The 21,391-nt window shown below is 44.6% G+C and carries 24 protein-coding genes and 2 pseudogenes; 5 read left to right on the forward strand and 21 right to left on the reverse strand.

From position 1 onward, the window contains the following. Position 1: 1 nt before the first annotated feature. The 19 genes and pseudogenes from WES_RS04265 to epd form a co-directional block, all read right to left on the reverse strand. Positions 2–1,846 (reverse strand): hypothetical protein, encoded by a 1,845-nt coding sequence (locus WES_RS04265; protein ID WP_016235252.1) that lies wholly within the window; start codon positions 1,844–1,846, stop codon positions 2–4. Positions 1,847–1,862: 16 nt separating this feature from the next. Next, a complete protein-coding gene (locus WES_RS04260) occupies positions 1,863–2,066 on the reverse strand; it encodes a hypothetical protein (RefSeq protein WP_000452041.1) in 204 nt (67 codons plus the stop codon). A gap of 87 nt (positions 2,067–2,153) precedes the next feature. Continuing rightward, a complete protein-coding gene (locus tag WES_RS04255) occupies positions 2,154–3,182 on the reverse strand; it encodes a major capsid protein (RefSeq protein WP_016159680.1) in 1,029 nt (342 codons plus the stop codon). An 18-nt stretch (positions 3,183–3,200) separates the two neighbouring features. Next, complete coding sequence (locus WES_RS04250; RefSeq protein ID WP_001570993.1) at positions 3,201–3,563, reverse strand: hypothetical protein; 363 nt, start codon at positions 3,561–3,563, stop codon at positions 3,201–3,203. Beyond that, a complete protein-coding gene (locus tag WES_RS04245) occupies positions 3,560–3,772 on the reverse strand; it encodes a hypothetical protein (RefSeq protein ID WP_000898164.1) in 213 nt (70 codons plus the stop codon). Before WES_RS04245 ends, WES_RS04250 begins: the two co-directional genes overlap by 4 nt. A 330-nt stretch (positions 3,773–4,102) precedes the next feature. Next, on the reverse strand, positions 4,103–4,438 hold the full coding sequence (locus WES_RS04240) for a hypothetical protein (RefSeq protein ID WP_016159681.1): 336 nt from the start codon (positions 4,436–4,438) through the stop codon (positions 4,103–4,105). A 1-nt stretch (position 4,439) separates the two neighbouring features. Further along, positions 4,440–4,850 carry a hypothetical protein gene (locus tag WES_RS04235; protein WP_016159682.1) on the reverse strand — a complete coding sequence of 137 codons (411 nt, stop codon included), beginning with the start codon at positions 4,848–4,850 and terminating at the stop codon, positions 4,440–4,442. 132 nt (positions 4,851–4,982) lie between these two features. Then, a complete protein-coding gene (locus WES_RS04230) occupies positions 4,983–5,261 on the reverse strand; it encodes a hypothetical protein (RefSeq protein ID WP_000617151.1) in 279 nt (92 codons plus the stop codon). Between the two features lie 8 nt (positions 5,262–5,269). Beyond that, entirely contained in the window at positions 5,270–5,926 is a 657-nt protein-coding gene (locus WES_RS04225) for a hypothetical protein (protein WP_016159684.1), read from the reverse strand. A 51-nt stretch (positions 5,927–5,977) separates the two neighbouring features. Then, positions 5,978–6,145, reverse strand: coding sequence for a hypothetical protein (locus WES_RS0121730; protein ID WP_016159685.1), 168 nt, complete (start codon positions 6,143–6,145; stop codon positions 5,978–5,980). A 22-nt stretch (positions 6,146–6,167) separates the two neighbouring features. Then, positions 6,168–6,344 (reverse strand): hypothetical protein, encoded by a 177-nt coding sequence (locus WES_RS24285; protein ID WP_016159686.1) that lies wholly within the window; start codon positions 6,342–6,344, stop codon positions 6,168–6,170. Positions 6,345–9,288: 2,944 nt separating this feature from the next. Further along, positions 9,289–9,447, reverse strand: a complete 159-nt coding sequence (locus WES_RS24290) for a hypothetical protein (protein ID WP_000788777.1) — start codon at positions 9,445–9,447, stop codon at positions 9,289–9,291. Positions 9,448–10,050: 603 nt separating this feature from the next. Continuing rightward, a pseudogene (locus WES_RS04215) lies at positions 10,051–10,368 on the reverse strand (LysR family transcriptional regulator); the annotation flags it as partial. 167 nt (positions 10,369–10,535) lie between these two features. After that, positions 10,536–11,276: an oxidative stress defense protein gene (locus tag WES_RS04210; protein WP_016159688.1), complete on the reverse strand. Its 741-nt coding sequence runs from the start codon at positions 11,274–11,276 to the stop codon at positions 10,536–10,538. 92 nt (positions 11,277–11,368) lie between these two features. Continuing rightward, positions 11,369–12,004, reverse strand: a pseudogene (argO, locus tag WES_RS0121740) (arginine exporter ArgO). 137 nt (positions 12,005–12,141) lie between these two features. Continuing rightward, entirely contained in the window at positions 12,142–13,002 is an 861-nt protein-coding gene (gene mscS, locus WES_RS04205; RefSeq protein ID WP_016159691.1) for a small-conductance mechanosensitive channel MscS, read from the reverse strand. Between the two features lie 345 nt (positions 13,003–13,347). Further along, positions 13,348–14,427, reverse strand: a complete 1,080-nt coding sequence (gene fbaA, locus WES_RS04200; protein WP_000034374.1) for a class II fructose-bisphosphate aldolase — start codon at positions 14,425–14,427, stop codon at positions 13,348–13,350. Positions 14,428–14,519: 92 nt separating this feature from the next. Beyond that, complete coding sequence (pgk, locus tag WES_RS04195; protein ID WP_000111269.1) at positions 14,520–15,683, reverse strand: phosphoglycerate kinase; 1,164 nt, start codon at positions 15,681–15,683, stop codon at positions 14,520–14,522. Between the two features lie 49 nt (positions 15,684–15,732). Beyond that, positions 15,733–16,752, reverse strand: coding sequence for an erythrose-4-phosphate dehydrogenase (gene epd / locus WES_RS04190; protein ID WP_000218493.1), 1,020 nt, complete (start codon positions 16,750–16,752; stop codon positions 15,733–15,735). 371 nt (positions 16,753–17,123) lie between these two features. On the opposite strand from epd, the gene WES_RS04185 reads away from it, so the two are divergent. The 5 genes from WES_RS04185 to WES_RS04165 are packed head-to-tail and all read left to right on the forward strand — an operon-like array spanning position 17,124 to position 20,200. After that, a complete protein-coding gene (locus WES_RS04185; RefSeq protein WP_016159692.1) occupies positions 17,124–17,555 on the forward strand; it encodes a PPC domain-containing DNA-binding protein in 432 nt (143 codons plus the stop codon). A gap of 22 nt (positions 17,556–17,577) precedes the next feature. After that, positions 17,578–18,156 (forward strand): ECF transporter S component, encoded by a 579-nt coding sequence (locus WES_RS04180; protein WP_016159693.1) that lies wholly within the window; start codon positions 17,578–17,580, stop codon positions 18,154–18,156. Beyond that, positions 18,157–18,864: an energy-coupling factor transporter transmembrane component T gene (locus WES_RS04175; RefSeq protein ID WP_016159694.1), complete on the forward strand. Its 708-nt coding sequence runs from the start codon at positions 18,157–18,159 to the stop codon at positions 18,862–18,864. Then, positions 18,852–19,529: an ABC transporter ATP-binding protein gene (locus WES_RS04170; RefSeq protein ID WP_000256983.1), complete on the forward strand. Its 678-nt coding sequence runs from the start codon at positions 18,852–18,854 to the stop codon at positions 19,527–19,529. Before WES_RS04175 ends, WES_RS04170 begins: the two co-directional genes overlap by 13 nt. Beyond that, positions 19,523–20,200, forward strand: a complete 678-nt coding sequence (locus tag WES_RS04165) for an ABC transporter ATP-binding protein (RefSeq protein ID WP_016159695.1) — start codon at positions 19,523–19,525, stop codon at positions 20,198–20,200. Before WES_RS04170 ends, WES_RS04165 begins: the two co-directional genes overlap by 7 nt. On the opposite strand, the gene WES_RS04160 is transcribed toward WES_RS04165, so the two are convergent. Together WES_RS04160 and fumE are read right to left on the reverse strand one after the other, a co-directional pair. Then, complete coding sequence (locus WES_RS04160; RefSeq protein WP_000687771.1) at positions 20,172–20,885, reverse strand: nucleoside/nucleotide kinase family protein; 714 nt, start codon at positions 20,883–20,885, stop codon at positions 20,172–20,174. The genes WES_RS04165 and WES_RS04160 overlap by 29 nt on opposite strands. Continuing rightward, positions 20,882–21,391 (reverse strand): fumarase E, encoded by a 510-nt coding sequence (gene fumE, locus WES_RS04155; RefSeq protein WP_016159696.1) that lies wholly within the window; start codon positions 21,389–21,391, stop codon positions 20,882–20,884. The genes WES_RS04160 and fumE overlap by 4 nt, the downstream gene beginning before the upstream one ends.

Below are 21,391 nucleotides of genomic sequence, written 5' to 3' on the forward strand. Positions count from 1 at the left end.
GTTATGGCGGGAATTCCCCGCCGTTGGATTGTCCTGATAAGCTGGTTAATGTTAATGATTTCAAGAAGCTATCCCGACTTGCTCTCGCTGTAAAATCCACATAATCGCTTAATCTGGATGTGTCAGAATTAATAGTAAGCGGAACCTCCGTTACCACTTCAAATGTAGGATTCAGATTGAATACAGGAGATAAATTATAAGCCGGAGTTGTCATTGCAAGATTATTTAAAGCCCCCTGTTTGAGATTGGTTATCGGTGCTTCGCTGACTGACATTTTTACATCTGACACAGAAGAAGCATTATCATCGAAAAGCAATCCCTTAATCGTGTTAAATAGAGAATGACTATTATCAGGTGTAGTTGTTGCAGTGCCAGCGCCTTTATATTGTTCAGGAACGAGATTAGAAAGATTCTGTTTCATTCCTTCATTGCTTAATGGCGGTGCATCACCTAAATTTTTCTGAATAGCATCTGTCTTATCATCATTACGATTAAACCAGTTTACAATCTTCATAATAGCATCAAAGAGACTTCCCGTAGCTTCACCCAGCTTCGTAAAATACGGAGTGAGATTAGAAAGGTTTTTCATAAACTCTTCCGTTACTTTTGGATCGAGAGATTTCATAAAGCCGTCTACAAATGCTACTTGTCTTGCATCAGAAAGCTGTGAAAGCTGTCTGTTTAGTTCTCTGAATTTAACGATAGAGTCTTGCTGTGTTTCTGTTAGCCATTTTCCAGAGGCTTTTTGCTGATTAATACTTTCTTGTACATCTTTAACGGAACGTTGCCAATATTTTGATGTAAGCATCAAATCATCGCCTAGGTCTTCTAAACGTTGTCCAATTTGGGAGTCTGAAAACCCTTTTTTCATCATTCCATTAACAGCCTTAGAAATTAATCCAGCCGGATTATCAGCAAATTTTTTAAGGTCGCTTTTGTTAATAACACCGATGTTTAGAAGTTCATTAATAGCATTATCACCGCCTTTCCATTCAGATTTTCCTTTCTTGTCTTTCACCAATTCAGCTTCACTGTAGGATTTTGCGGCACGTTCCCTAACATCTTTCATCTGATCCAGGTATTTTCTAGCCCCTTGATCACCCATCATAGAGTCAACGCCGTTTTTATACGCCCATTCTGTAATATTATACATCTGGTTAACGTCTACACCGCCAAGCCTTGCACGTTGGATTAATTCTCCTTGTGTTTCAGCATTAGCGAAGCTGTTAGCCATAAATTCAGAGGCTTTACTAACAGCCATCACGCCAGCAGCAGCCGTAGCGCCTCCAAATAACAGAGCGCCCATAGTGGCGGAATTCCCTGATCCTCCTCCCTTAACGGGGGCTAATTGAGTTTTTCTATTGCCATTAATTTTACGTTGTTGTTGTTGTAGGCGTTTCATCTGGCTGTTCATACGTGCAAGCGAGATAGCCCCTTGCTCATATTGTTTGGCTATCTCTCTAGCCTGTGCAATAGCTTTGTATTGTTCAGCTACAGAAAGACGGTGCATTGCACTAATGCTTGATCCAACGTCTAAAAGCTTTAGTTCAGCTTTCTCCTTACGTGCTGCTATTTGTTGCTGTTGCCTTGCCTGTGCTCTTGCTGCGGCAGCTTGTGCTCTTTGATTCTGTTTTTCTGTTTTAGCTTTCTGTTGAGCAATCTTGTCTACTTCGCTTTGTGCTTTCTTATAGCCTTTAGTGACGCTATCAAACCTTAATTTAGCTGGCTTGATATTATCAGCGAATTCCTTTAAGCCTGTAATAGAGTCTTTCGCTTTTTTCAAGCTGTCTTTATCTACACTAAATGTAACTGTGTTCTTAATTTTAGAAGTGTTAATTTCTAACATTTAAAATCCCCTTATATTAATCATTTTTACCACCTTCTTTACTTAAGAAATGGTGTAGAGCTTGATCAATACTCTCGTTTAATCTGAACATACGGGCTTTTACGCCTTCATAGGGCACATCTAAAAGAGAACATAGATATTTCAGATTTAACAAGCCTCTAGAATCATTAGCATCTAAATGTACGTGTACACCATTTTTTGATTTCAGAATCACTTCCATATTTTAATCACCTCTCAAAATTTAAAAAAAATAAATAAAAAAAGGCGAAGCGTGAATACACGCCACGCCTCTATTACACGTTAAATATTATTTAACAGTGATTTGAACGGAGAAGCCTACACCGTGGTTTACAACCATCTGGCTATTCTCTGTAACAACGTTAACAGCATCACCACGAGAAGATTCATAGCTATAGCTATACACCTCAGCAGGAGCGGCATTAATCAGTTCAAAGGTGCTGGAAGCAGCCCCGTAGATGTTCTGATATACATTAGAGCCTTTAGCGAATTTAGGCACAGCTACAGCGTCTGCGGTCATATGTGCAAGGTGTAGCGGATCTACCAGTTTAATAACATCAATGTTAGTTCCTGGAATAGTGAACGCTGTCACCCCTGGGAGCAGGTCACGACGCTGATACACAACGTTCCCTTCTTCCAGTGGGCTTACATACTGGAATGCGTTTGCCATACCCGCAGAGAATCGAATTGCAGAGAAGGCGTCAGGTTTACAGAAAACAACAATACGCTCTACAGCAGCCGCCTGGCTTTGTGCTTTTTCGATAATGTCAGTAGCAATCTGATCAAATTCTTTAAAAATCTTCGTGGTGTCAGTGCTGGAAGCGTTCAACGTGGCTTTCATAGGTACCACATTAAACAGCTTGCTCCACTCGATAAGAACATCATCAGTTTTAGGCGTGTAAGTTTTGCCAGAGAACAAAGAAGCCGCCAACACGCTCTCTTTAGTGCGCTGATACGCTACGTGGTGTTTAGCAACATAGTCAGCATAGATATCAGTGAGTGTTTCCTGAAAATCAGTGCCAGGCTTACGCTTGCCTTGAACATCAGAAGGACGGATCACATCTTCACGAAGAAAATACGGGATTTCAATCAGCCATTCTTTACCTTGTTCTCGCTTAGTAACATTGTGTTCAGAAGAGAAACGAGAGGTTTCTTTGTTGAACAGAGATTCGTTGCTTTCGACAAGCTGGGAAACAGCTACTTTATGAGATGTAACCCCTACAGAATCCGTAAAATCCAGAGTAGAAAGCAGATAGTTTCTAGTGCTATGCGCAGAGAACAAAGGAGCTAAATCAACGTAATCATTACCTAGAATCATTTATTATTATTCCTTTTATTAAGAAGTGAAAACAGAATGGAACCCTTCAAGCTGGAAGCCTTTTTTAATTAATGCTGTTTTTGCTGCTTCACTTACAGCATTCAGCGCATCAGCTTTAATGCACACAAGGCCAGCATTGCTACGTAGCACATCTACAGGCTTGTTTTCTCCAGCCGTTACAAATTCACTCATAACAACATAAATATCATCTCCTGATTCATATTTAGCGCCAGTGCTGGTGATCAAGTCTCCGCATTCAACATCAGCAGGAAGAGAAGCAAAAACCTTGCTTTCTACAGAGGCAAACGGATCAGTACAATAACTTACAATATCTGTGAAAGTCTTTCGAACTGGAAACAGAGTGTCTAAATCAATAATCATTTAGTAATCTCCTTAGCTTTTAATTTGATTAATTCATTAAGGGAAGGTGTAGACGGAGAAGAAGGAGAAAAATATTTTTCAACACATCTTTCTACTTCCTCGACAGAACACCCAGCGTATTTAGCTACCATTTCGGTAATTTGTGGATTAATTTTCAGCATTTCATCTTTATACTTGATGATTTGCTCTTTATCGTTTAAAAACAACATTTATATAAACCTTGTTACCTTGTTTAAAGTAAGAAATACAACTTTTAAGTTGCATAACGGGCAAAATAAAAGGCAGCATTTAAAGCCGCCTTTGTAATTACCCTATGTTATGCACACTCCAAGATGTATGCATAACAAAGGAAAAAAGAGGTATAATGACACAGTATTACTTAAGGAGGAGAAGCGGGGAGCGGAGATTTTACTCCCCTTTAACGACAAGAAGAATTTTTAATATCGAACCAATAAAGGAAAAATAATCACCCTATATAATTATATTAACATACAATATATGAAATGTCAAGATATTTTACAACTTTTTTGTTGCTTTTTTTATTCTTCTGTGATAACGGCTAAGCGTTGAGCTAGTTCAACAAGGCCGTCTCCTACATAGCGAACATCAGACTCAATATCTTCTATCCAGTTTGATAGCTCCCATATCTGATCGGCTGTCAGATATGCGTTTTCACGCTTACAGAGCATCTCTACACGCTTACAGAGGTGCTCAAAGGCATTCACAGCTAAATCCCAGTGTTTAAACGCCTCATTTAGTGCCGCTGGGGTGTTTTCTCTGTATGCTTCAAGTTCAGCGCGGTTTAAAGGCAGGAGGTAATCATCCTCATAATAATTAATTAGTGAGTAAATTGTGTCATACGTGTTTTTGTTCATATTAAAAGTCTCCATAGTGATCTGCATTATCTAAAATTTGGAATTCAGGAACTAAATTATTTAGGCCATTGGTGGCGAGATAACCGACGTAGTGGTTATAATCTTCAAATCCTAAAATCTGGTATTTGCGCAAATCAGAGCTATCAACGATATACTCTTTTCTTTTTCTAGGTTTCCAGAATACGCCAGGTGTTGAAGATAAGATTTCTTGTAATGCGATATATTCATCTCCACAAGGCACAGAGGGAGAATGTTCTATGATCTCTGTTTTCCATTCGCCAGGGGCGCTATTTTGCTTGGTGAGCGTAACTAGCTCTTTAAAGTCTTTACGTCTTAGAATAGATTTAGGTTTACTTAGAAGAGAAGCTGAATCACCGATTTTCTTAACAACGTTGTTTTTTCTTTTTGCCATTATTTACTTTTCCTTTTCTTTTAAAGGAAAACACCCCGAAATATGTTTCTAACGTGAGAAAGAACAATAACCAATACATAGCTACTATCATAATAATGTTTTCCTTTTATATTTTAATTACATAGAGAGATTTTAGAGAGTGGAATAGATGAAGTCTATTTCTTTATCCAGTCTTTTGAGATTGAATGTAGAGAAAGATAATTCTTTAATCTCTATAACACCGAAATTTGATAGCTGTCTAAGCCAGAATTTTAAACCATCTTCAGAGCACCCTGCTCGATGTAACACATCGCTATATTTTAGCGGTGTTGGCTTTCCTTTATAGAGGTAAGCAAGTGTTTCATAGATGCGTTTTCCTGTGTCATTACACTGAATGCGGTCTACTTGATTTTTTACTAAATATTGAATCATAACCCTCCTTATAAAAATGGAATATCAAAGTCTTCATATACTTTGGGATGTTTCTTAGCAAAATATGCCTCAATACCATTTGGTAGCTTTAACCTGTGCTTATAGGCTAACGATGTTGCAAATTCTAGAAATGATGCTCCTCCTGTTCTTGTAGGCTTCTGCGTGATAATAAGAGAGGCAAAATTCTCTAACACATCCTCCTCATTATCATTAGCTACCTTTTCACTTGATGAAACAGGTGTTTCTTCCGTCTCCCACGGCAAAGGCGCATTCCAATCATCAAGAACATCAAAAGAAGGCTGTTTATTATCTTCCGTAGGTTGAAGCTGATCAGGAACAGCTTTAACAGTAGCTTCTTGTTGTGTCTTGGCTTCTTGTCTAGCTTCTTCTTGTGGAATATCTACCACTTGATAGACATTAGAACTTCCTGGTCGTGCATCTTTTATAATTAACCCCATTTCGAGCAATTTCTTAACCCTTTCCTCTGCTGCTCTTGGTGTTATGCCAAAAACATCGCCTATCTTAGCGTAAGAGGGAAATGCACGATCAAACCCTTTCAGATAGCAGTAAAGGTTTTTAGCACTATCTGTAAATTTATGCCCGTTTACTTGGCTTATTTTTAGAATCCACATAGGAACTTTTACAAATTGTTCTTCATTAATCATTAAAAATCTCCTTATAAATCACGCTTAATGCGCTACTAAAGTGAATGAGGATCACTTACCCTTTTTTTGTTTGATGTTCTCTGCTGCTTCAGTAATGATTTCTAACATCAAATCACTGACCATAATTTGCCTTTTCTTGGCTTCAGCAAATAAAACCTTGAAGGTTTCAGGGTCAACGTGTAGGTAAGTGCGCGGAATTGGTTTCTTAGTTTCGCTCATAGTTTTCTCCTTCTCTTGTCTATTATTCTTTCTCAGCTTTACGCAGTTCATCAATAATTTTCAGTGCATCGTCAAAACATTTTTCACGCTCTGGATAACCACAACGGCGAGCGGTGTTTCTATACATCCTTACTTTAAAGCGGTTGATCTCACCACGTTTCCAGGCTTCTACTACATCCTGTGAAGTAAACCATTTCATAAAAAACTCCTTATTCAGTTAAAAGAAAAAACACCTTGCAAGCCTGACGGCTTCAAAGTGCGGTGCATTGGTTTAATTATTTAGAGGATAAGAATCTATTCCTGTCCCCTCTAATTCCTATTATTGCACAGAAAGAGACGTTTGTCAATACCATTTCCGAAAAAAAATCGATCTTTTTCAGCATGTTATAATTTGTCTTAGCAATTTGTGCTCTTCTGTGTAGTGCTATTCTTCCTTATTGTCTAAAACGCTCTAAAACGCGTTCTAACGAGTTTTTGATAAAAGCAATACATTCCCTTATCTAATGGCTGTTTAGCTCGCCAGAGGCTTATTTAAGGGGCTTATTTTGTATTTGTTAGGTGTATGAGAAGGTAATGGTAAATATAAAACAGAGAGTCACTTTATAAAACGCTCTGTAAAGCCCTGTAGTGAGATTATATATGTAGACAATGCGTTTCCATTCTCTACCCTGCTTAATGCTGTTAGAGAAGCATTTAGACCCCTTATTTTTAATTAATTAAAGTATCCTCTATACACTCCTGTTATGAAACACCTCTGAATCCTTCATAAAACACATTATGACGCAAAGAACACTTTTCTAAGGTGATTCCCTTCCTGAATGCTGTTTCTTGCGTCAAAGAGCTACAGAGAGCTTATGAAGCTATTATTAATAATAAAGTAGATAAAGTAGATAAAGTAAGATAAGTAAGAAGATTAACTAAGATAGATAAGATTAATAAGATCAGAATTCTCTTTCGGTGTCGCCTCTGGCTTTTCCACCGAAAACAATTACACGACTACAGAATGTAGGAAGTGAAATTGTATTGAGGCTTAGTGAAATTACACGAGGAAAGCAGAGTGTAATTGAGCTTTAGCCGCTCTCTCTTCGAGTAATTACACAACTACAGAGAATAACGAGAGTTATTAAATGTAGGAGGGTAATTAAGAGTTAGAGAGAGTTAACACGTAAGCAATCAGTATGATTGGTTAGGTGATTACTCTTCTGCGCACAGCGCAATAGTATTTCTTCGTGGGCGTTATCGCCAACGAAGTTACACGAAGAAAGTAACGCTTTGCTTTCGGTGTGAGCGGAACGGGCCAGCCACGAAGCCCAAAGGTAGCGGAGTAAGGCTGCTTGCCAGAGAGTGAAGCTAACGCCGGAAGGCAAAAGATCATATAAATAAATATATAATATTATAATTTAATAAGTAATTTAATAAATGATCTAATAGGTAACAGAATTCTGTGGGGGTGTCTAACAGTTTTCTGTGGGGGTGTATAACAGAATTCTGTTAGGGTGGGGTAACAGAATTTTGTTAGGGTAAAAATCTCTTTAAAAGTTAAGATTAACAGAATTCTGTGGGGGTAGTTCACTATGACCTACCCCCCTAGTTCACTATGACCTACCCCCTAGGTCACAGTGACCTATATAGTATAAAGAATATTATTTATATTATTTAATTATAGTATTTAATTATAGTATTGGTGGAACTCATTTCCTAGGTAGGTAGGAAACCACTTCCTAGGTTACTTCCTAAATAGATCGGAAATCATTTCCTAGGTGTTATTTATACTTATCGGGTATCAGTTTTGATAGGGGTATCAGACTTGATAGGGGTAACAGAATTCTGTGGGGGTAGCTGAATGTAACCTCTCGTTACATCCATTTGTCACATAGCACTCTGTGTAATGCCTTTCTATGTGTGTGCCATAATCCCCCTATATTCCCTGTGTAAATCATAGAATAATGCTCTCTATTCCCTGTGTAATTCCATACTAAAAAATTCAATGAAAAGTAGTTTAAAAGGGCAATGTTAGCTTTCTTCACTTTTACATCACTTTCGCAAAGCCTTGTGTAGTGCGGCTTACAAAGCACCATCAGAAATTGTTGGCTAAAAATTGTTCTGCTTGTTTCTGAACGAGTTTTCTTGTTTGTGCAAATTTTAAAATTTATTTTGTTTTTATAGCCTTATTTCGTGTAATGCGTGGCATAGCAAGCCCTTTTCTTGTGTTGTCAAGACATTTGGCAACGTTCAAACATCTGTTTAGAAATGCCAAATTGTTGATCTAACAAATAAACCTGTATAAACAGAACACCATTTAATCTATTCCCCTGTGTAATTCCCTACATCACACAATAAAAACAAAAAAAACTTTTAATTATATTTCATATCATACAAAAGTCAACAGAAGCCCTCTCGTGCTCCTACGTAAAAAATCCATCACTTTTCCCCTGATACATCAATTCAAGGCGTTCTATGTGTTCCTTAGTGCATATTACGTTTATTATGTTAAATGGATTTTGGCCTATATTTTGACCTGCACCCGCATAAACACTGGTTTCATCGCTTACAGCCCTTGTGAGACGTGGTGCTGTTTCTAGCATCTGATCCGACATAAAACCGATCATTCTCGTGTTTAGTGAAAGTTTAGTGAGAGACATTACAGAAAGGCTTTCTGTGTAATGATTTAATAGGTAAAAACGATGTTGATTGTGCAAGAAAATTCCTTGCTGATATTTGGGGATTCTGGATTTTCCAGATCGGGGGGCGCTGAAAATCGCGTTAAGCACCTCTCGCAATCTAGCCATAAGGGAGGGGATATAGGTATTTAGATGTATTTAGATGTATTTATAGCTATTTATGGCTATTTATTTTTTATTTATCTTTATTTAAAAATAACCTTATAAATCAATAAGATACAGAACAATCTGTTTATATTTTAATCAATTAAATCAAGTTTAATACCCTTAAATAACCTGAAAATAGCCTTAAATACCCCAATAATTAATTTTAAGGTTTTCCGTGTTCTCTTCTGCATTATGAAAATGCAAAATAAGGCACAAAACAAGCGCACAGACGCATTAAACACACATCACCTATATATCCCTATATCAAGCAATGAAAACAGCGTTAGAATGCGTCCTGTTGCGTTCTGGAGATTTTCAGAAATCCTCTCTAAGCCATTTCAACTCACTAAGGAGTTTTCTTTCTTCGTTCTCTCGTTGCTTTCGCTCTAGCCAGGCTTTTCCCTCTGGCGTAGACAGGAACTTACGAGCGTGAATCTTGCGGTTATTACGTTTGATAGCTGCAATGTTTTTCATCGTGTGCCTCTGTATTCATATGAAAATTAACAAGTTACATACTACACAGGGAGACTACGCATAAAACACAATACAAGTAAAGATACATTTTCAAGACAATAGGAGCCATAAAGCGCCTTTGATGGTTATACCAAAAAATAAGCGCCGTAGGCGTATCCACTAAAAAGGGCTTTTTCACAAAAGCTATGAAGTCTTAGCAGTTCTTCTCTTATCAGGCACCCGTTGTACTCCGGTGGACGAAACCGTGCTAGAGCTTGATTCTTTCCCGATCAAGTTAGGTTTTGAAGAGGTGGGCTTTAATCCACTATTGCACTTAAAACTCTTCCCATCATTTAGCCTGTTTATCCTCTGCAACGTCTCACGACGTGTAGCATCATTGGACACCGGCCAGGTGTGGAACATCTTGCTAAGAGTTTTGGTAGAAGGTTTAGAGACGGTGGCACGTCTTCCAGCTTCAAAGGAACTTGTTACGAGGTTGAGCCTGGGAACTACTCGCCCATACGTGTTACACTACCAAAGCCCATAACAACGTATAGGCGTTTGTAAGTGATAACAGAAGATACAATTTCTTAGAGAAGTTAAGCTAAGTTATTGATTTTCTTTAATTGTCGGATAAGTATTATCGATGCCAATGACAATTTCATGAGAATGACGCCCGGAATTATGAATTTCATTATCAATAGCAGAAAGTCGTTGGTAAACCGGGAATAGTTTTTGATAAAGTTCCTGCCCGGCTTTATTAAGGCTAATGTTGTTATCTTTACGGGTAAACAGCGTATAACCAATTTGCTCCTCCAGCGCGGCAATACTTTTGCCAAACGGTGAAGCCGTCATATGAATCTTTTCTGCTGCCCGAGCAATATTATTGGTTTGCGCTAATAAAATAAAATTGCGCATCTTTTTCGAAATAAAAATATCCATACCCTCTCCCAAACATCACTGTCCGCTTAACCGTTTCAGTTATTCAATCTTTGATGAAATCGCGAGCAAAGATAGGTAATTGCATCATGGTTTTACAGAAAATTACAGAAAAAGGAGACGATATAAGGTGAAGACATTAGCCCGACAAATGAGTCGGGCTAAATGTATTATTGTGCGGTAGGCGTTTTTGCAGGTTGCTGATCAACGGGTTCTAACTGGAAGACCACATCCACCTGATCATCAAACTGAATAGCGGCCTGCTCGTAAGTTTCCTGAGCAGAAACCGGCGCGGCATCAGCTTTCATCATCCGAACCATCGGGCTGGGCTGATAGTTGGAAACATGGTAGCGCACGCTATACACCGGTCCCAGTTTGCGATTAAAGCCATTTGCCAGTTCCTGCGCCTGATGAATCGCGTTATCTATCGCTGCCTTACGCGCTTTATCTTTATAGGTATCCGGTTGCGCTACGCCCAACGAAACAGAACGAATCTCGTTAAGACCGGCCTTCAGCGCACCATCCAGCAACGAATTCAGTTTGTCTAACTGACGAACTGTTACTTCTACCGTTCTCACTGCCCGATAGCCTTTCAGAATACTTTTGCCATCCTGGTAATCGTAATCTGGCTGGGTACGTAAATTCGCAGAACTGATATCTTTTTTCGCGATCTGATTGAGTTCAAGGAAAGAGATATATTGCGCCACGCGCTCATCCGCTTGTTTCTTGGCGGTAGCAGCATCCTTCGCTGCCACATTAACTTCAATAGCAAGAGTGGCAATGTCTGGCACCGCATCTACGCTTGCCGTTCCTGAAGTGACAATGTGCGGACCATCCGGTAGTTCATTGGCCTCTACTGCCAACCCGCTGAAACCCATCAATGCCGCCAGGGCGATAACTTTGAACTTCACGTTAGTCTCTCCGTGTTAATTTACTTGCCCAAAATTCAAAACCTCTGTAGGCAAGCTTAGCGTCTCTGTTTTTATTTTCCATAAGATAGCGCCTAACTGAACAAGGCTTGTGCATGGGCAATACCATCTCTCGCCAGCTGTAGGGCGATAAACCACATTACGCTACCAACAATAATATTAATAATACGCTGCGCTTTGGCGGTACGCAGACGCGGTGCCAGCCAGGCCGCGAGAAGCGCCAGACCAAAGAACCACAAGAAAGAGGCGCTAATCGTCCCAAGCGCAAACCAGCGTTTTGGTTCGACGTCGAGCTGCCCGCCGAGGCTCCCCAATACCACAAAGGTATCCAGATAAACATGGGGATTCAGCCAGGTCACTGCCAGCATGGTGGCAATAATTTTCCAGCGTCCCTGTTTCATGACTTCAGCACTAACCAGCTCAATATTACTGCTCATCGCCGTTTTAAAAGCGCCAAAGCCATACCACAACAAGAAGGCAACGCCGCCCTAGGTCACTAAGGCCAATAACCACGGTGACTGCATCAGTAACGCGCTACCGCCAAAAATCCCGGCGCAAATCAGAACCAAATCGCTGATTGCACAAAGTAAGGCAATCATAATGTGGTACTGGCGGCGAATACCCTGATTCATCACAAAAGCATTTTGTGGACCGAGCGGCAGGATCATAGCCGCACCAAGTGCAAGACCTTGAAAATAATAAGAAAACACGTTAAACATTCCGAATTAATTATCTGATGCAGAGACTATAGCGCGGGATTGTTATTAGCGGAAATTGATAATATTAATTGGCAATCAGAATAACTAATAAGAGAGAGGCCAGATAAATTATCTGGCCTCAGTGTTGATTATGCAGCTTTGTCCTCTTTCACCCGCTTAAAATTCACATCCATTTGCGGGTACGGGAAGCTGATACCAGCGGCATCAAATTCGCGTTTAATACGCTCCAGCACATCCCAGTAAACGTTTTGCAGATCGCCGCTGTTGCTCCAGACGCGGACCACGAAATTAATCGAGGATGCGCCAAGCTCGTTCAGACGCACGGTCATTTCGCGATCTTTTAAAATGCGATCGTCAGACTGGATAATATCGGTCAGGATCTGCTTCACCTGATCGATATCGGAATCATACGCCACACCAATGATAAATTCGTTACGGCGCGCAGGCTCGCGAGAGAAGTTAATAATATTACCGGCAATAATTTTACCATTCGGGATAACGATAATTTTACCGTCTGCGGTGCGCATAGTCGTAGAGAAAATCTGCACGCTCTGCACTGTACCGGCAACACCGCCGAGGTCGACATATTCACCGGCACGGAACGGGCGGAACAGTACCAGCAATACGCCAGCGGCCAGGTTAGACAGAGAACCCTGCAACGCCAAACCTACAGCTAAACCTGCGGCACCCAGCACGGCGATAACCGATGCGGTTTGAACGCCCACGCGACCTAACGCTGCGATCAGCGTAAAGGCAATAATCGCATATCGGGCTAATGCAGAGATAAAATCAGCTACGGTGGCATCTATGTTACGGGAGATCATCAGGCGATTCACCGCGTTGGAGATCATCCGCGCGACAATCAAACCGATAATGATAATCGCGAGAGCCGCCACGATGTTTACAGCATAACTCAGCAACAGCGCCTGGTTTTTCACCAACCAGGAACCTGCACCGTGTATGCTATCGACAACATTCAAATCTTCCATTCAATATTCCTTTTTAACTGACTCAAAATGGAGAAATACACTCCGCCGCCTTATGACGGGCGGTCTGACAAGGGTAAACAATAAAGTATAATTTTGCCAAATAGATCACAAAATTCTCATCTGCATCACCTTGCTTTTGGCGAAAAAAAGCCCGCTATGCTGGCCTCCTCAGATTGTTGACAAGGTGCGCTTTGTTCATGCCGGATGCGGCGTAAACGCCTTATCCGTCCTACGAAAGCATTTAAGTTCACGTAGGCCTGATAAGCGTAGCGCATCAGGCAATTTTTCTTTTGGCGAAAAAAAAGACCCGCAAAGCGGGTCTTGAGATAAGCAAAAAGGAATATCTTACAGAACGTCGATCGCGTTCAGTTCCTTGAATGCTTTTTCCAGACGAGCGATCATCGAAGTCTGACCGGCACGCAGCCATACGCGCGGATCGTAGTATTTCTTGTTCGGCTGATCTTCGCCTTTCGGGTTGCCCAGCTGACCCTGCAGGTAAGCTTCATTTTCTTTGTAGTAGTTCAGAACACCTTCCCAGGTTGCCCATTGGGTATCGGTATCGATGTTCATTTTCACTACACCGTAGCTTACGGAGTCTTTGATTTCCTGAGCTGTAGAACCGGAACCTCCGTGGAATACGAAGTTCAGGCTGTTGTGCGGCAGGTTGTGTTTCTTAGAAACATATTCCTGAGAATCGCGCAGGATAGTCGGGGTCAGAACCACGTTACCCGGCTTGTAAACGCCGTGTACGTTACCGAAAGAAGCAGCGATGGTGAAACGCGGGCTGATTTTGCTCAGCTCGGTGTAAGCGTAATCAACGTCTTCCGGCTGGGTGTACAGTGCAGAAGCGTCCATGTGGCTGTTGTCCACGCCGTCTTCTTCACCACCGGTGCAACCCAGTTCGATTTCCAGAGTCATGCCGATTTTGGACATGCGCTCCAGGTATTTAGAGCAGATTTCAATGTTCTCTTGCAGAGATTCTTCAGACAGGTCGATCATGTGAGAAGAGAACAGCGGCTTACCGGTAGCAGCGAAGTGTTTTTCACCTGCGTCCAGCAGACCGTCGATCCACGGCAGCAATTTCTTCGCGCAGTGGTCAGTGTGCAGGATAACCGGAACACCGTAGTGTTCAGCCATCTGGTGTACGTGATGTGCACCAGAGATCGCGCCCAGGATAGCAGCACCCTGCGGAACGTCAGATTTCACGCCTTTACCAGCGATAAAAGAAGCACCACCGTTGGAGAACTGAACGATAACCGGCGCTTTAACTTTAGCAGCGGTTTCCAGTACGGCGTTGATGGAGTCAGTACCGACACAGTTTACTGCTGGCAGTGCGAAGTTGTTTTCTTTTGCTACCTGGAAAACTTTCTGTACGTCATCACCAGTGATTACGCCAGGTTTTACGAAATCAAAAATCTTAGACATGTTTCTTTGTCCTGTATCGTCGGGCTGTAGAAAAAGTGCGTGCTTTAAAAGCGCGCTGAAACAAGGGCAGGTTTCCCTGCCCTGTGATTTTTTTACTTCTTAGCGCGCTCTTCGAGCATCGCTACTGCAGGCAGTACTTTACCTTCCACGAATTCGAGGAATGCGCCGCCGCCAGTGGAGATGTAGGAGATTTTGTCAGCAATACCGAACAGGTCGATTGCTGCCAGAGTGTCGCCGCCACCAGCGATGGAGAACGCTTCGCTGTCTGCGATAGCGTTAGCCACGATTTCAGTACCTTTACGGAAGTTCGGGAATTCGAATACACCAACCGGGCCGTTCCACAGAATGGTTTTCGCATTCTTCAGGATTTCAGCCAGTTCTTGCGCAGAAGCGTCGCCGATATCCAGGATCTGCTCGTCAGCTTTCACGTCGTTAACAGATTTCAGAGTAGCCGGAGCAGTTTCAGAGAACTCAGTTGCTACGCGAACATCAGACGGAACCGGGATGTTGCAGGTGGTCAGCAGACGTTTTGCTTCGTCAACCAGGTCTGCTTCGTACAGAGATTTACCCACATCGTGGCCTTGTGCCGCGATAAAGGTGTTAGCAATACCACCACCAACGATCAGCTGGTCAGCGATTTTAGACAGGGAGTCCAGAACGGTCAGTTTGGTAGAAACTTTAGAACCACCAACGATAGCCACCATCGGACGAGCTGGTTCTTTCAGTGCTTTACCCAGCGCGTCCAGTTCAGCCGCCAGCAGCGGGCCTGCGCACGCAACGTCAGCGAATTTACCGATACCGTGAGTAGAAGCCTGCGCGCGGTGAGCAGTACCGAATGCATCCATTACGAACACGTCGCACAGTGCAGCGTATTTCTTGGACAGAGTTTCGTCGTCTTTCTTCTCGCCTTTGTTGAAGCGAACGTTTTCCAGAACAACCAGTTCACCTTCAGCAACGTCAACGCCGTCGAGGTAATCTTTAACCAGGCGAACCGGGTTAGACAGTTTGTCTTTCAGGTAGTTAACAACCGGCAGCAGAGAGAATTCTTCATTGTACTCGCCTTCGGTAGGACGACCCAGGTGGGAAGTTACCATCACTTTAGCGCCTTGTTTCAGAGCCAGTTCGATGGTCGGCAGAGAAGCACGGATGCGTGCGTCGCTGGTTACTTTCCCGTCTTTTACTGGTACGTTCAGATCCGCACGGATAAATACACGTTTCCCAGCAAGATCCAGATCGGTCATCTTAATTACAGACATGGTGAATCCTCTCGTTGATTCTAAAAGTTTTGCAGACGCTGCTTGCGTCTTACCTGAAAGCAACAGCGGCCATGGCTAACGTCGTGTCGAGCATTCGGTTAGCAAAGCCCCATTCGTTATCGCACCAGACCAACGTTTTGATCAGGTGTGCGCCACTGACCCGGGTTTGGGTGCCATCGACAATGGCACTGTGCGGATCGTGGTTAAAATCTACAGAGACCAACGGTAATTCCGTATAGTCAACTATACCATGAAATGCACCTTGTGCCGCCTTTTGCAGCAACTGGTTGACTTCATTGGCTTTTACAGGTTTCTTCACCGTCACGCTTAAATCAATTGCCGTCACATTTATGGTTGGCACACGTACCGCAATCGCTTCAAAACGATCATTAAACTGCGGGAAAAAACGCGTGATACCAGCGGCCAGTTTTGTATCGACCGGAATAATCGACTGACTGGCTGCCCGGGTGCGACGCAGGTCAGGATGGTATGCATCAATAACCTGTTGATCGTGCATGGCGGAGTGAATTGTGGTCACAGTGCCGGACTCAATACCGTACGCATCATCTAACAATTTGATGACGGGAATTATGCAATTCGTGGTACAGGAAGCGTTAGAAACGATGCGGTGTTCCGCACGAAGTTGATCCTGATTGACGCCGTAAACAACGGTCGCGTCGAGATCGTTACTGCCAGGATGTGAAAAGAGCACTTTTTTGGCCCCGGCGGCAATATGCGCTTCGCCATGCTCGCGGGAGCCATATACGCCAGTGCAGTCGAGAACCACATCGACGCCAAGTTCACGCCAGGGAAGCGATTGCAGTGAACGTTCATGCAATACGCGGATGGCGTCATCACCAACAAAGAGTTGATCGCGTTCCTGACGTACTTCCCATGCAAAACGGCCATGGCTGGTGTCATATTTCAACAAATGCGCCATGCCCGCAGCATCCGCCAATTCGTTGATTGCCACCACGGTGATTTCCGCCCGGCGTCCGGATTCATACACAGCACGAACCACATTACGCCCGATGCGACCGAAGCCATTTATCGCTACGCGTACGGTCATAGGTCTCCTGCAAGGCTTTCTCTAAGCAAATTTGCCAGACAGAGTAGTCCAGCAAATCGTTCGGGAAAACCTTACCTGTCGCAAATCGCGACTGATTGGTTAATTGTCGAACATTTAATCGACTGAAACGCTTCAGCTAGGATAAGCGAAACGCGGAATAAAAGGAATGATTGTCCAGTCAAAGAAGACAATTATCTGACTTACGTCACGTTTTTCGCCCTGGTTCGCCAGGAATTATTCCACCTGGCAGAATCACGAATAAGCGTAGCAAAATCTTTTCGTTGTGCCGTCATAAACCCTGACTTATATCAGAATATGACTGATGCAGCGTCGATATCATCCGCAATACGTCCGAGTTTCGGAGTACTTCAATGATGACATTGCCTCACCCTTATTCTTCAACTGCACGCTTTTACGCGCTGCGCCTGCTTCCCGATCAGGAAGTTTTCTCTCAATTACGCGCCTTCGCACAGCAGCAACAGCTTCACGCTGCGTGGATTGCTGGTTGTACCGGCAGTCTGACTGATGTTGCTTTGCGCTATGCCGGACAAGAAAACACCACCCTTCTAAGCGGTAAGTTTGAAGTGATCGCACTGAACGGCACGCTGGAACAGACGGGCGAACATCTTCATCTCTGCGTTTCCGACCAACACGGCGCGATGCTTGGCGGTCATATGATGCCAGGCTGTACCGTGCGCACCACGCTTGAACTGGTGATCGGCTGCCTGGAAGAACTGGCATTCAGTCGCCAACCTTGTGCACTTTCTGGTTACGACGAGTTGCATATTTCCCCCGTTAACTAACTATTTTCAGAGAGGTTTTCTTATGGCGCGTCGCCACTTTTCCAGTCAGGCTCTGGTGCTGATCGTTATCTCTATCGCCATCAATATGATCGGCGGGCAACTGGCCAGCATGGTCAAACTACCTATTTTTCTCGACTCCATCGGCTCGCTTATTAGCGCGGTACTGCTTGGGCCGGTGGTCGGTATGTTGACCGGCTTACTGACCAATTTACTTTGGGGATTATTGACCGACCCGATCGCCGCCGCTTTTGCTCCCGTAGCGATGATCATTGGTCTGGTCGCGGGTTGGCTGGCGCGGATGGGTTGGTTTCGCACCCTGCCGAAAGTCGTTGTCAGCGGCGTGATTATTACCCTGGCGGTCACAGTCGTTGCTGTACCGTTACGTACTGCGCTGTTCGGCGGCGTAACCGGTAGCGGAGCCGATTTGTTCGTTGCCTGGATGCACTCTATGGGGCAAAACCTGGTGGAATCGGTGGCGATTACGGTGATAGGCGCGAACCTGGTCGATAAAATTCTCACGGCGGTGATTGTCTGGCTTTTACTGCGACAACTGCCGATTCGCACTACGCGCCATTTTCCAACGATGGCAGCCGTGCGCTAAATGCATCCGTTTACCTCATTAACGCTGTGGGCGCTGGCGGCCTGCACCACGCTAATCCTGCCCGCGCAGACCATTTTGCCGGTCTATAGCGCGGCGACCTTTCTCTGCCTCATTGCGTTAAAAGCCACGCGGCGACGGGCAAAATATGTCGCCTGGCTGATGTTTTCGCTGGGGGTCGGGCTGTGGCTGGTGCACGGTGGCTGGCTGACAGAATGGATAAGCGGAATGCCGCGCAATCCTGAACGTTGGGCATTTGCTATTACGCTCTGGCTGCGCATTCTGGCTATTGTTTCCACTTCGCAGTTGTGGATGCAGTACGTACCCGTGCAATGTTTTATCCGCGCTTTGTTTGCTTCTCGCCTGCCGCCGGGCGTCGCTTATCTGTTTGCCGGACCGCTGCTGGTCGTTGAGCAGTTAAAACGACAATTAGCAATTATTCATGAAGCACAGCGTGCGCGTGGCGTGCCGCTGGATGAAGGCTGGTATCAGCGTTTACGTGCGATGCCGGCGTTAATTATTCCGCTAACACACAATGCGCTTAACGATCTGGCAATCCGTGGTGCGGCGCTGGATATGCGGGCATTTCGCTTACATAACCGGCGCACTACGCTATGGGCACCACCTGACAGTAAATTACAAAAAGTGTCTCGTTACACCATGATATTGCTGATACTGGCAGAACCCGGAGTGTGGCTATGGTTACGTTAGAACAGTTTCGCTATTGCCCGACGCACTCAACGCACTCTCCGTTCTGTTATGACTTTCACTATGACAAACCGGGGATGGTCGCCATCTTTGGGGACAACGGCAGCGGCAAAAGCACGCTGGCGCAGCTGATGGCGGGTTGGTATCCGGACTTCCTGCCGGGTGATATCGCTGGCATGGGAATGCTCCTCAATACGCCTATTGGGCAACTCTCACTAAACGAACAAGCCGCTACCATTCAACTCGTCCAGCAATCTCCCTATTTGCAGCTTTCTGGCTGTACCTTCAGCGTGGAAGAGGAAATTGCGTTTGGACCAGAAAATCTGTGTCTGGAAGAAGCCGAGGTTATGGCGCGCATTGACGCCGCCCTGACCCTGACCGAGTGCCAGCCGTTGCGCCATCGTCATCCAGCAACGCTCTCCGGCGGAGAGACCCAACGCGTGGTCATCGCCTGCGCTATCGCCATGCAACCAAAACTATTAATTCTTGATGAAGCCTTTAGCCGACTGACGTCGCAAGCCAGCGAAATGCTGTTGCAGCGTTTACAACACTGGGCGCTGGAATGTGATTCGCTGATTATTCTTTTTGAACGTCATCGCACACCTTTCCTGAACTATTGCCAGCAAGCGTGGCAACTGCAAAACGGAGTGCTCCGGTCATTATGTTAACGTTAAATCAGGTGACTTATCGCTGGCCAGGTGCGGCAACGGATTGTCTTTGCGACATTTCTCTGCAACTCAAACAAGGTGAATGGCTGGCGCTGACCGGCGACAACGGCGCGGGTAAATCGACACTGTTACGCATCATGGCGGGTCTTCTTCCCCCATCTTCCGGTACAGTAATATTGCAACAACAGGCATTACATACGCTTAAGAACCGCCAACGCGCGGCAAAGATTGGCGTGCTGTTTCAGGAAGTGGAAAACCAGCTGTTTCATAGCACCGTCGCTGAAGAGGTCGCGTTTGGCCTGAAATTACAAAAATACTCACCCGCAGACATCGCGAAACGCACCGAATACGCCCTGCAATGTTGTCAGTTAGCAGACGTTGCCAGCGCGCATCCATTGGATCTGCATAGCGCACAGCGAAGGATGGTCGCCGTCGCCAGTCTGGAAGCTCTCGCCCCGCCGCTGTTATTACTTGACGAACCGAGCCGGGATTTTGATGCCCAATGGCTGGCGGTATTTGAAAGCTGGCTGGAAAAGTGCCGCCAGCGTGGTGCAAGCGTGGTGGCAATCAGCCATGACGCCGCGTTTACCCGGCATCATTTTTCTCGCGTTGTGAGACTGGAAGGCGGTGTAGTGAGAGACGTCAATCCGCCAGACGATATTCACCGCTAGCCGTCATCATTAAGGTCAAATTTGCCGGCAGACTCTGTTCCAGCACCCGGCGAACATTTGGGCCGTCGGTACGTTCATAAAAGGCTTCAGCGTCTGCCAGCGATAACCCTCCCGCCAGCTTGCGCCCCACCAGCCGTTCCCGTAACGCAGCTGCAGGCGCGTTGATAAAGATCGAGAAATCACAAAATTGCGCAAGCGTGCGCCACTTCTCGTCATCCAACAACAGCCAGTTTCCTTCTACGATAATGATCGGTGCAGTAACGTGTAACGCATCTTCTACGGGATCATGCTTTTGTCGATCGTACTGCGGCCACGTACAATCCCCTTCCACTGCCCGGCGCAGATTTTCCGCCAGTTTCGCCACGTCAAACGTCTGCGGTGCGCCTTTATAAGGGCGAAGCTGATGCTCATCCAGCCAGCTATTGTAATGGTGAAAACCATCCATCGGGAGCGTCTGAATAGCGGGTAATTCGGGATCTTGTTGTGCAAGATATTCCCAGAAGGTCGTTAGCGTAGATTTGCCCGTCCCCGGTGGAGCGCAAAGAAATACCACCGTGCGCCGCTGCGGATTTACCGCCTGCAAGGCGGCCAACATGCGCAGCAATGGTTTATGCACGTGTTTTATCTCTTCATCATGGTACTGCGCTTGCACGTTCAGCCCATTCACCGTTAATTCAATTTTCACGGCGTTAATTCCTTTAAGGTTGTCGTTACTGCCAGCGTCAACGCCGTTTTGACCATCCCGGTAAAACGCCCCTCTGACCAGACGGCGAAATCGGCGAACTTCATCGCCTTTAACGCATCATAGAGAGTCGCATTGCGGGTTATACTATTGACGTTGCTGATAAAATCCCAGGTTATGTCATCGGCAAATCCTGGGGGGGAATCCTGTTCGTTCAGGTAATGCCAGAACTGGGAAAAGTGCGTGATATCGGCGTACAGCCATTTATCCATTTTCCCCAGCGCATAAATCAAACGCAGCGCAACATCAATATCGTCAAGCGGGCCGCTTTGGGCGAGTAACGGTTTCACTGCATATTCCACGATCTCTTCATCGTTATCGACAAACAGCGACGGCAGAAACTGGCGTATTCCCTGGAGCAAAATGGTATGCGCAGTTTTCATAAATGAAAATAAATTGTCCTGTGCGTCCAGTTGCTCAAGCACATCATCTTCTGTCAGCGTCGCCAT

The sequence above is a fragment of the Escherichia sp. KTE31 genome (assembly GCF_000407925.1).
Lineage (GTDB): Bacteria > Pseudomonadota > Gammaproteobacteria > Enterobacterales > Enterobacteriaceae > Escherichia > Escherichia ruysiae.

Bases quoted from the DNA above. Each gene is read 5' to 3' on its own strand.
- pgk (WP_000111269.1), bottom strand. From the start codon at position 15,683: ATGTCTGTAATTAAGATGACCGATCTGGATCTTGCTGGGAAACGTGTA.
- epd (WP_000218493.1), bottom strand. From the start codon at position 16,752: ATGACCGTACGCGTAGCGATAAATGGCTTCGGTCGCATCGGGCGTAAT.
- fumE (WP_016159696.1), bottom strand. From the start codon at position 21,391: ATGGCGACGCTGACAGAAGATGATGTGCTTGAGCAACTGGACGCACAG.
- WES_RS04225 (WP_016159684.1), bottom strand. From the start codon at position 5,926: ATGATTAATGAAGAACAATTTGTAAAAGTTCCTATGTGGATTCTAAAA.
- WES_RS04250 (WP_001570993.1), bottom strand. From the start codon at position 3,563: ATGATTATTGATTTAGACACTCTGTTTCCAGTTCGAAAGACTTTCACA.
- WES_RS04255 (WP_016159680.1), bottom strand. From the start codon at position 3,182: ATGATTCTAGGTAATGATTACGTTGATTTAGCTCCTTTGTTCTCTGCG.
- WES_RS24285 (WP_016159686.1), bottom strand. From the start codon at position 6,344: ATGAAATGGTTTACTTCACAGGATGTAGTAGAAGCCTGGAAACGTGGT.
- WES_RS0121730 (WP_016159685.1), bottom strand. From the start codon at position 6,145: ATGAGCGAAACTAAGAAACCAATTCCGCGCACTTACCTACACGTTGAC.
- WES_RS04180 (WP_016159693.1), top strand. From the start codon at position 17,578: ATGGCGCGTCGCCACTTTTCCAGTCAGGCTCTGGTGCTGATCGTTATC.
- WES_RS24290 (WP_000788777.1), bottom strand. From the start codon at position 9,447: ATGAAAAACATTGCAGCTATCAAACGTAATAACCGCAAGATTCACGCT.
- WES_RS04175 (WP_016159694.1), top strand. From the start codon at position 18,157: ATGCATCCGTTTACCTCATTAACGCTGTGGGCGCTGGCGGCCTGCACC.
- WES_RS04185 (WP_016159692.1), top strand. From the start codon at position 17,124: ATGATGACATTGCCTCACCCTTATTCTTCAACTGCACGCTTTTACGCG.
- WES_RS04260 (WP_000452041.1), bottom strand. From the start codon at position 2,066: ATGGAAGTGATTCTGAAATCAAAAAATGGTGTACACGTACATTTAGAT.
- WES_RS04230 (WP_000617151.1), bottom strand. From the start codon at position 5,261: ATGATTCAATATTTAGTAAAAAATCAAGTAGACCGCATTCAGTGTAAT.
- mscS (WP_016159691.1), bottom strand. From the start codon at position 13,002: ATGGAAGATTTGAATGTTGTCGATAGCATACACGGTGCAGGTTCCTGG.
- WES_RS04235 (WP_016159682.1), bottom strand. From the start codon at position 4,850: ATGGCAAAAAGAAAAAACAACGTTGTTAAGAAAATCGGTGATTCAGCT.
- WES_RS04170 (WP_000256983.1), top strand. From the start codon at position 18,852: ATGGTTACGTTAGAACAGTTTCGCTATTGCCCGACGCACTCAACGCAC.
- WES_RS04165 (WP_016159695.1), top strand. From the start codon at position 19,523: ATGTTAACGTTAAATCAGGTGACTTATCGCTGGCCAGGTGCGGCAACG.
- WES_RS04265 (WP_016235252.1), bottom strand. From the start codon at position 1,846: ATGTTAGAAATTAACACTTCTAAAATTAAGAACACAGTTACATTTAGT.
- fbaA (WP_000034374.1), bottom strand. From the start codon at position 14,427: ATGTCTAAGATTTTTGATTTCGTAAAACCTGGCGTAATCACTGGTGAT.
- WES_RS04240 (WP_016159681.1), bottom strand. From the start codon at position 4,438: ATGAACAAAAACACGTATGACACAATTTACTCACTAATTAATTATTAT.
- WES_RS04245 (WP_000898164.1), bottom strand. From the start codon at position 3,772: ATGTTGTTTTTAAACGATAAAGAGCAAATCATCAAGTATAAAGATGAA.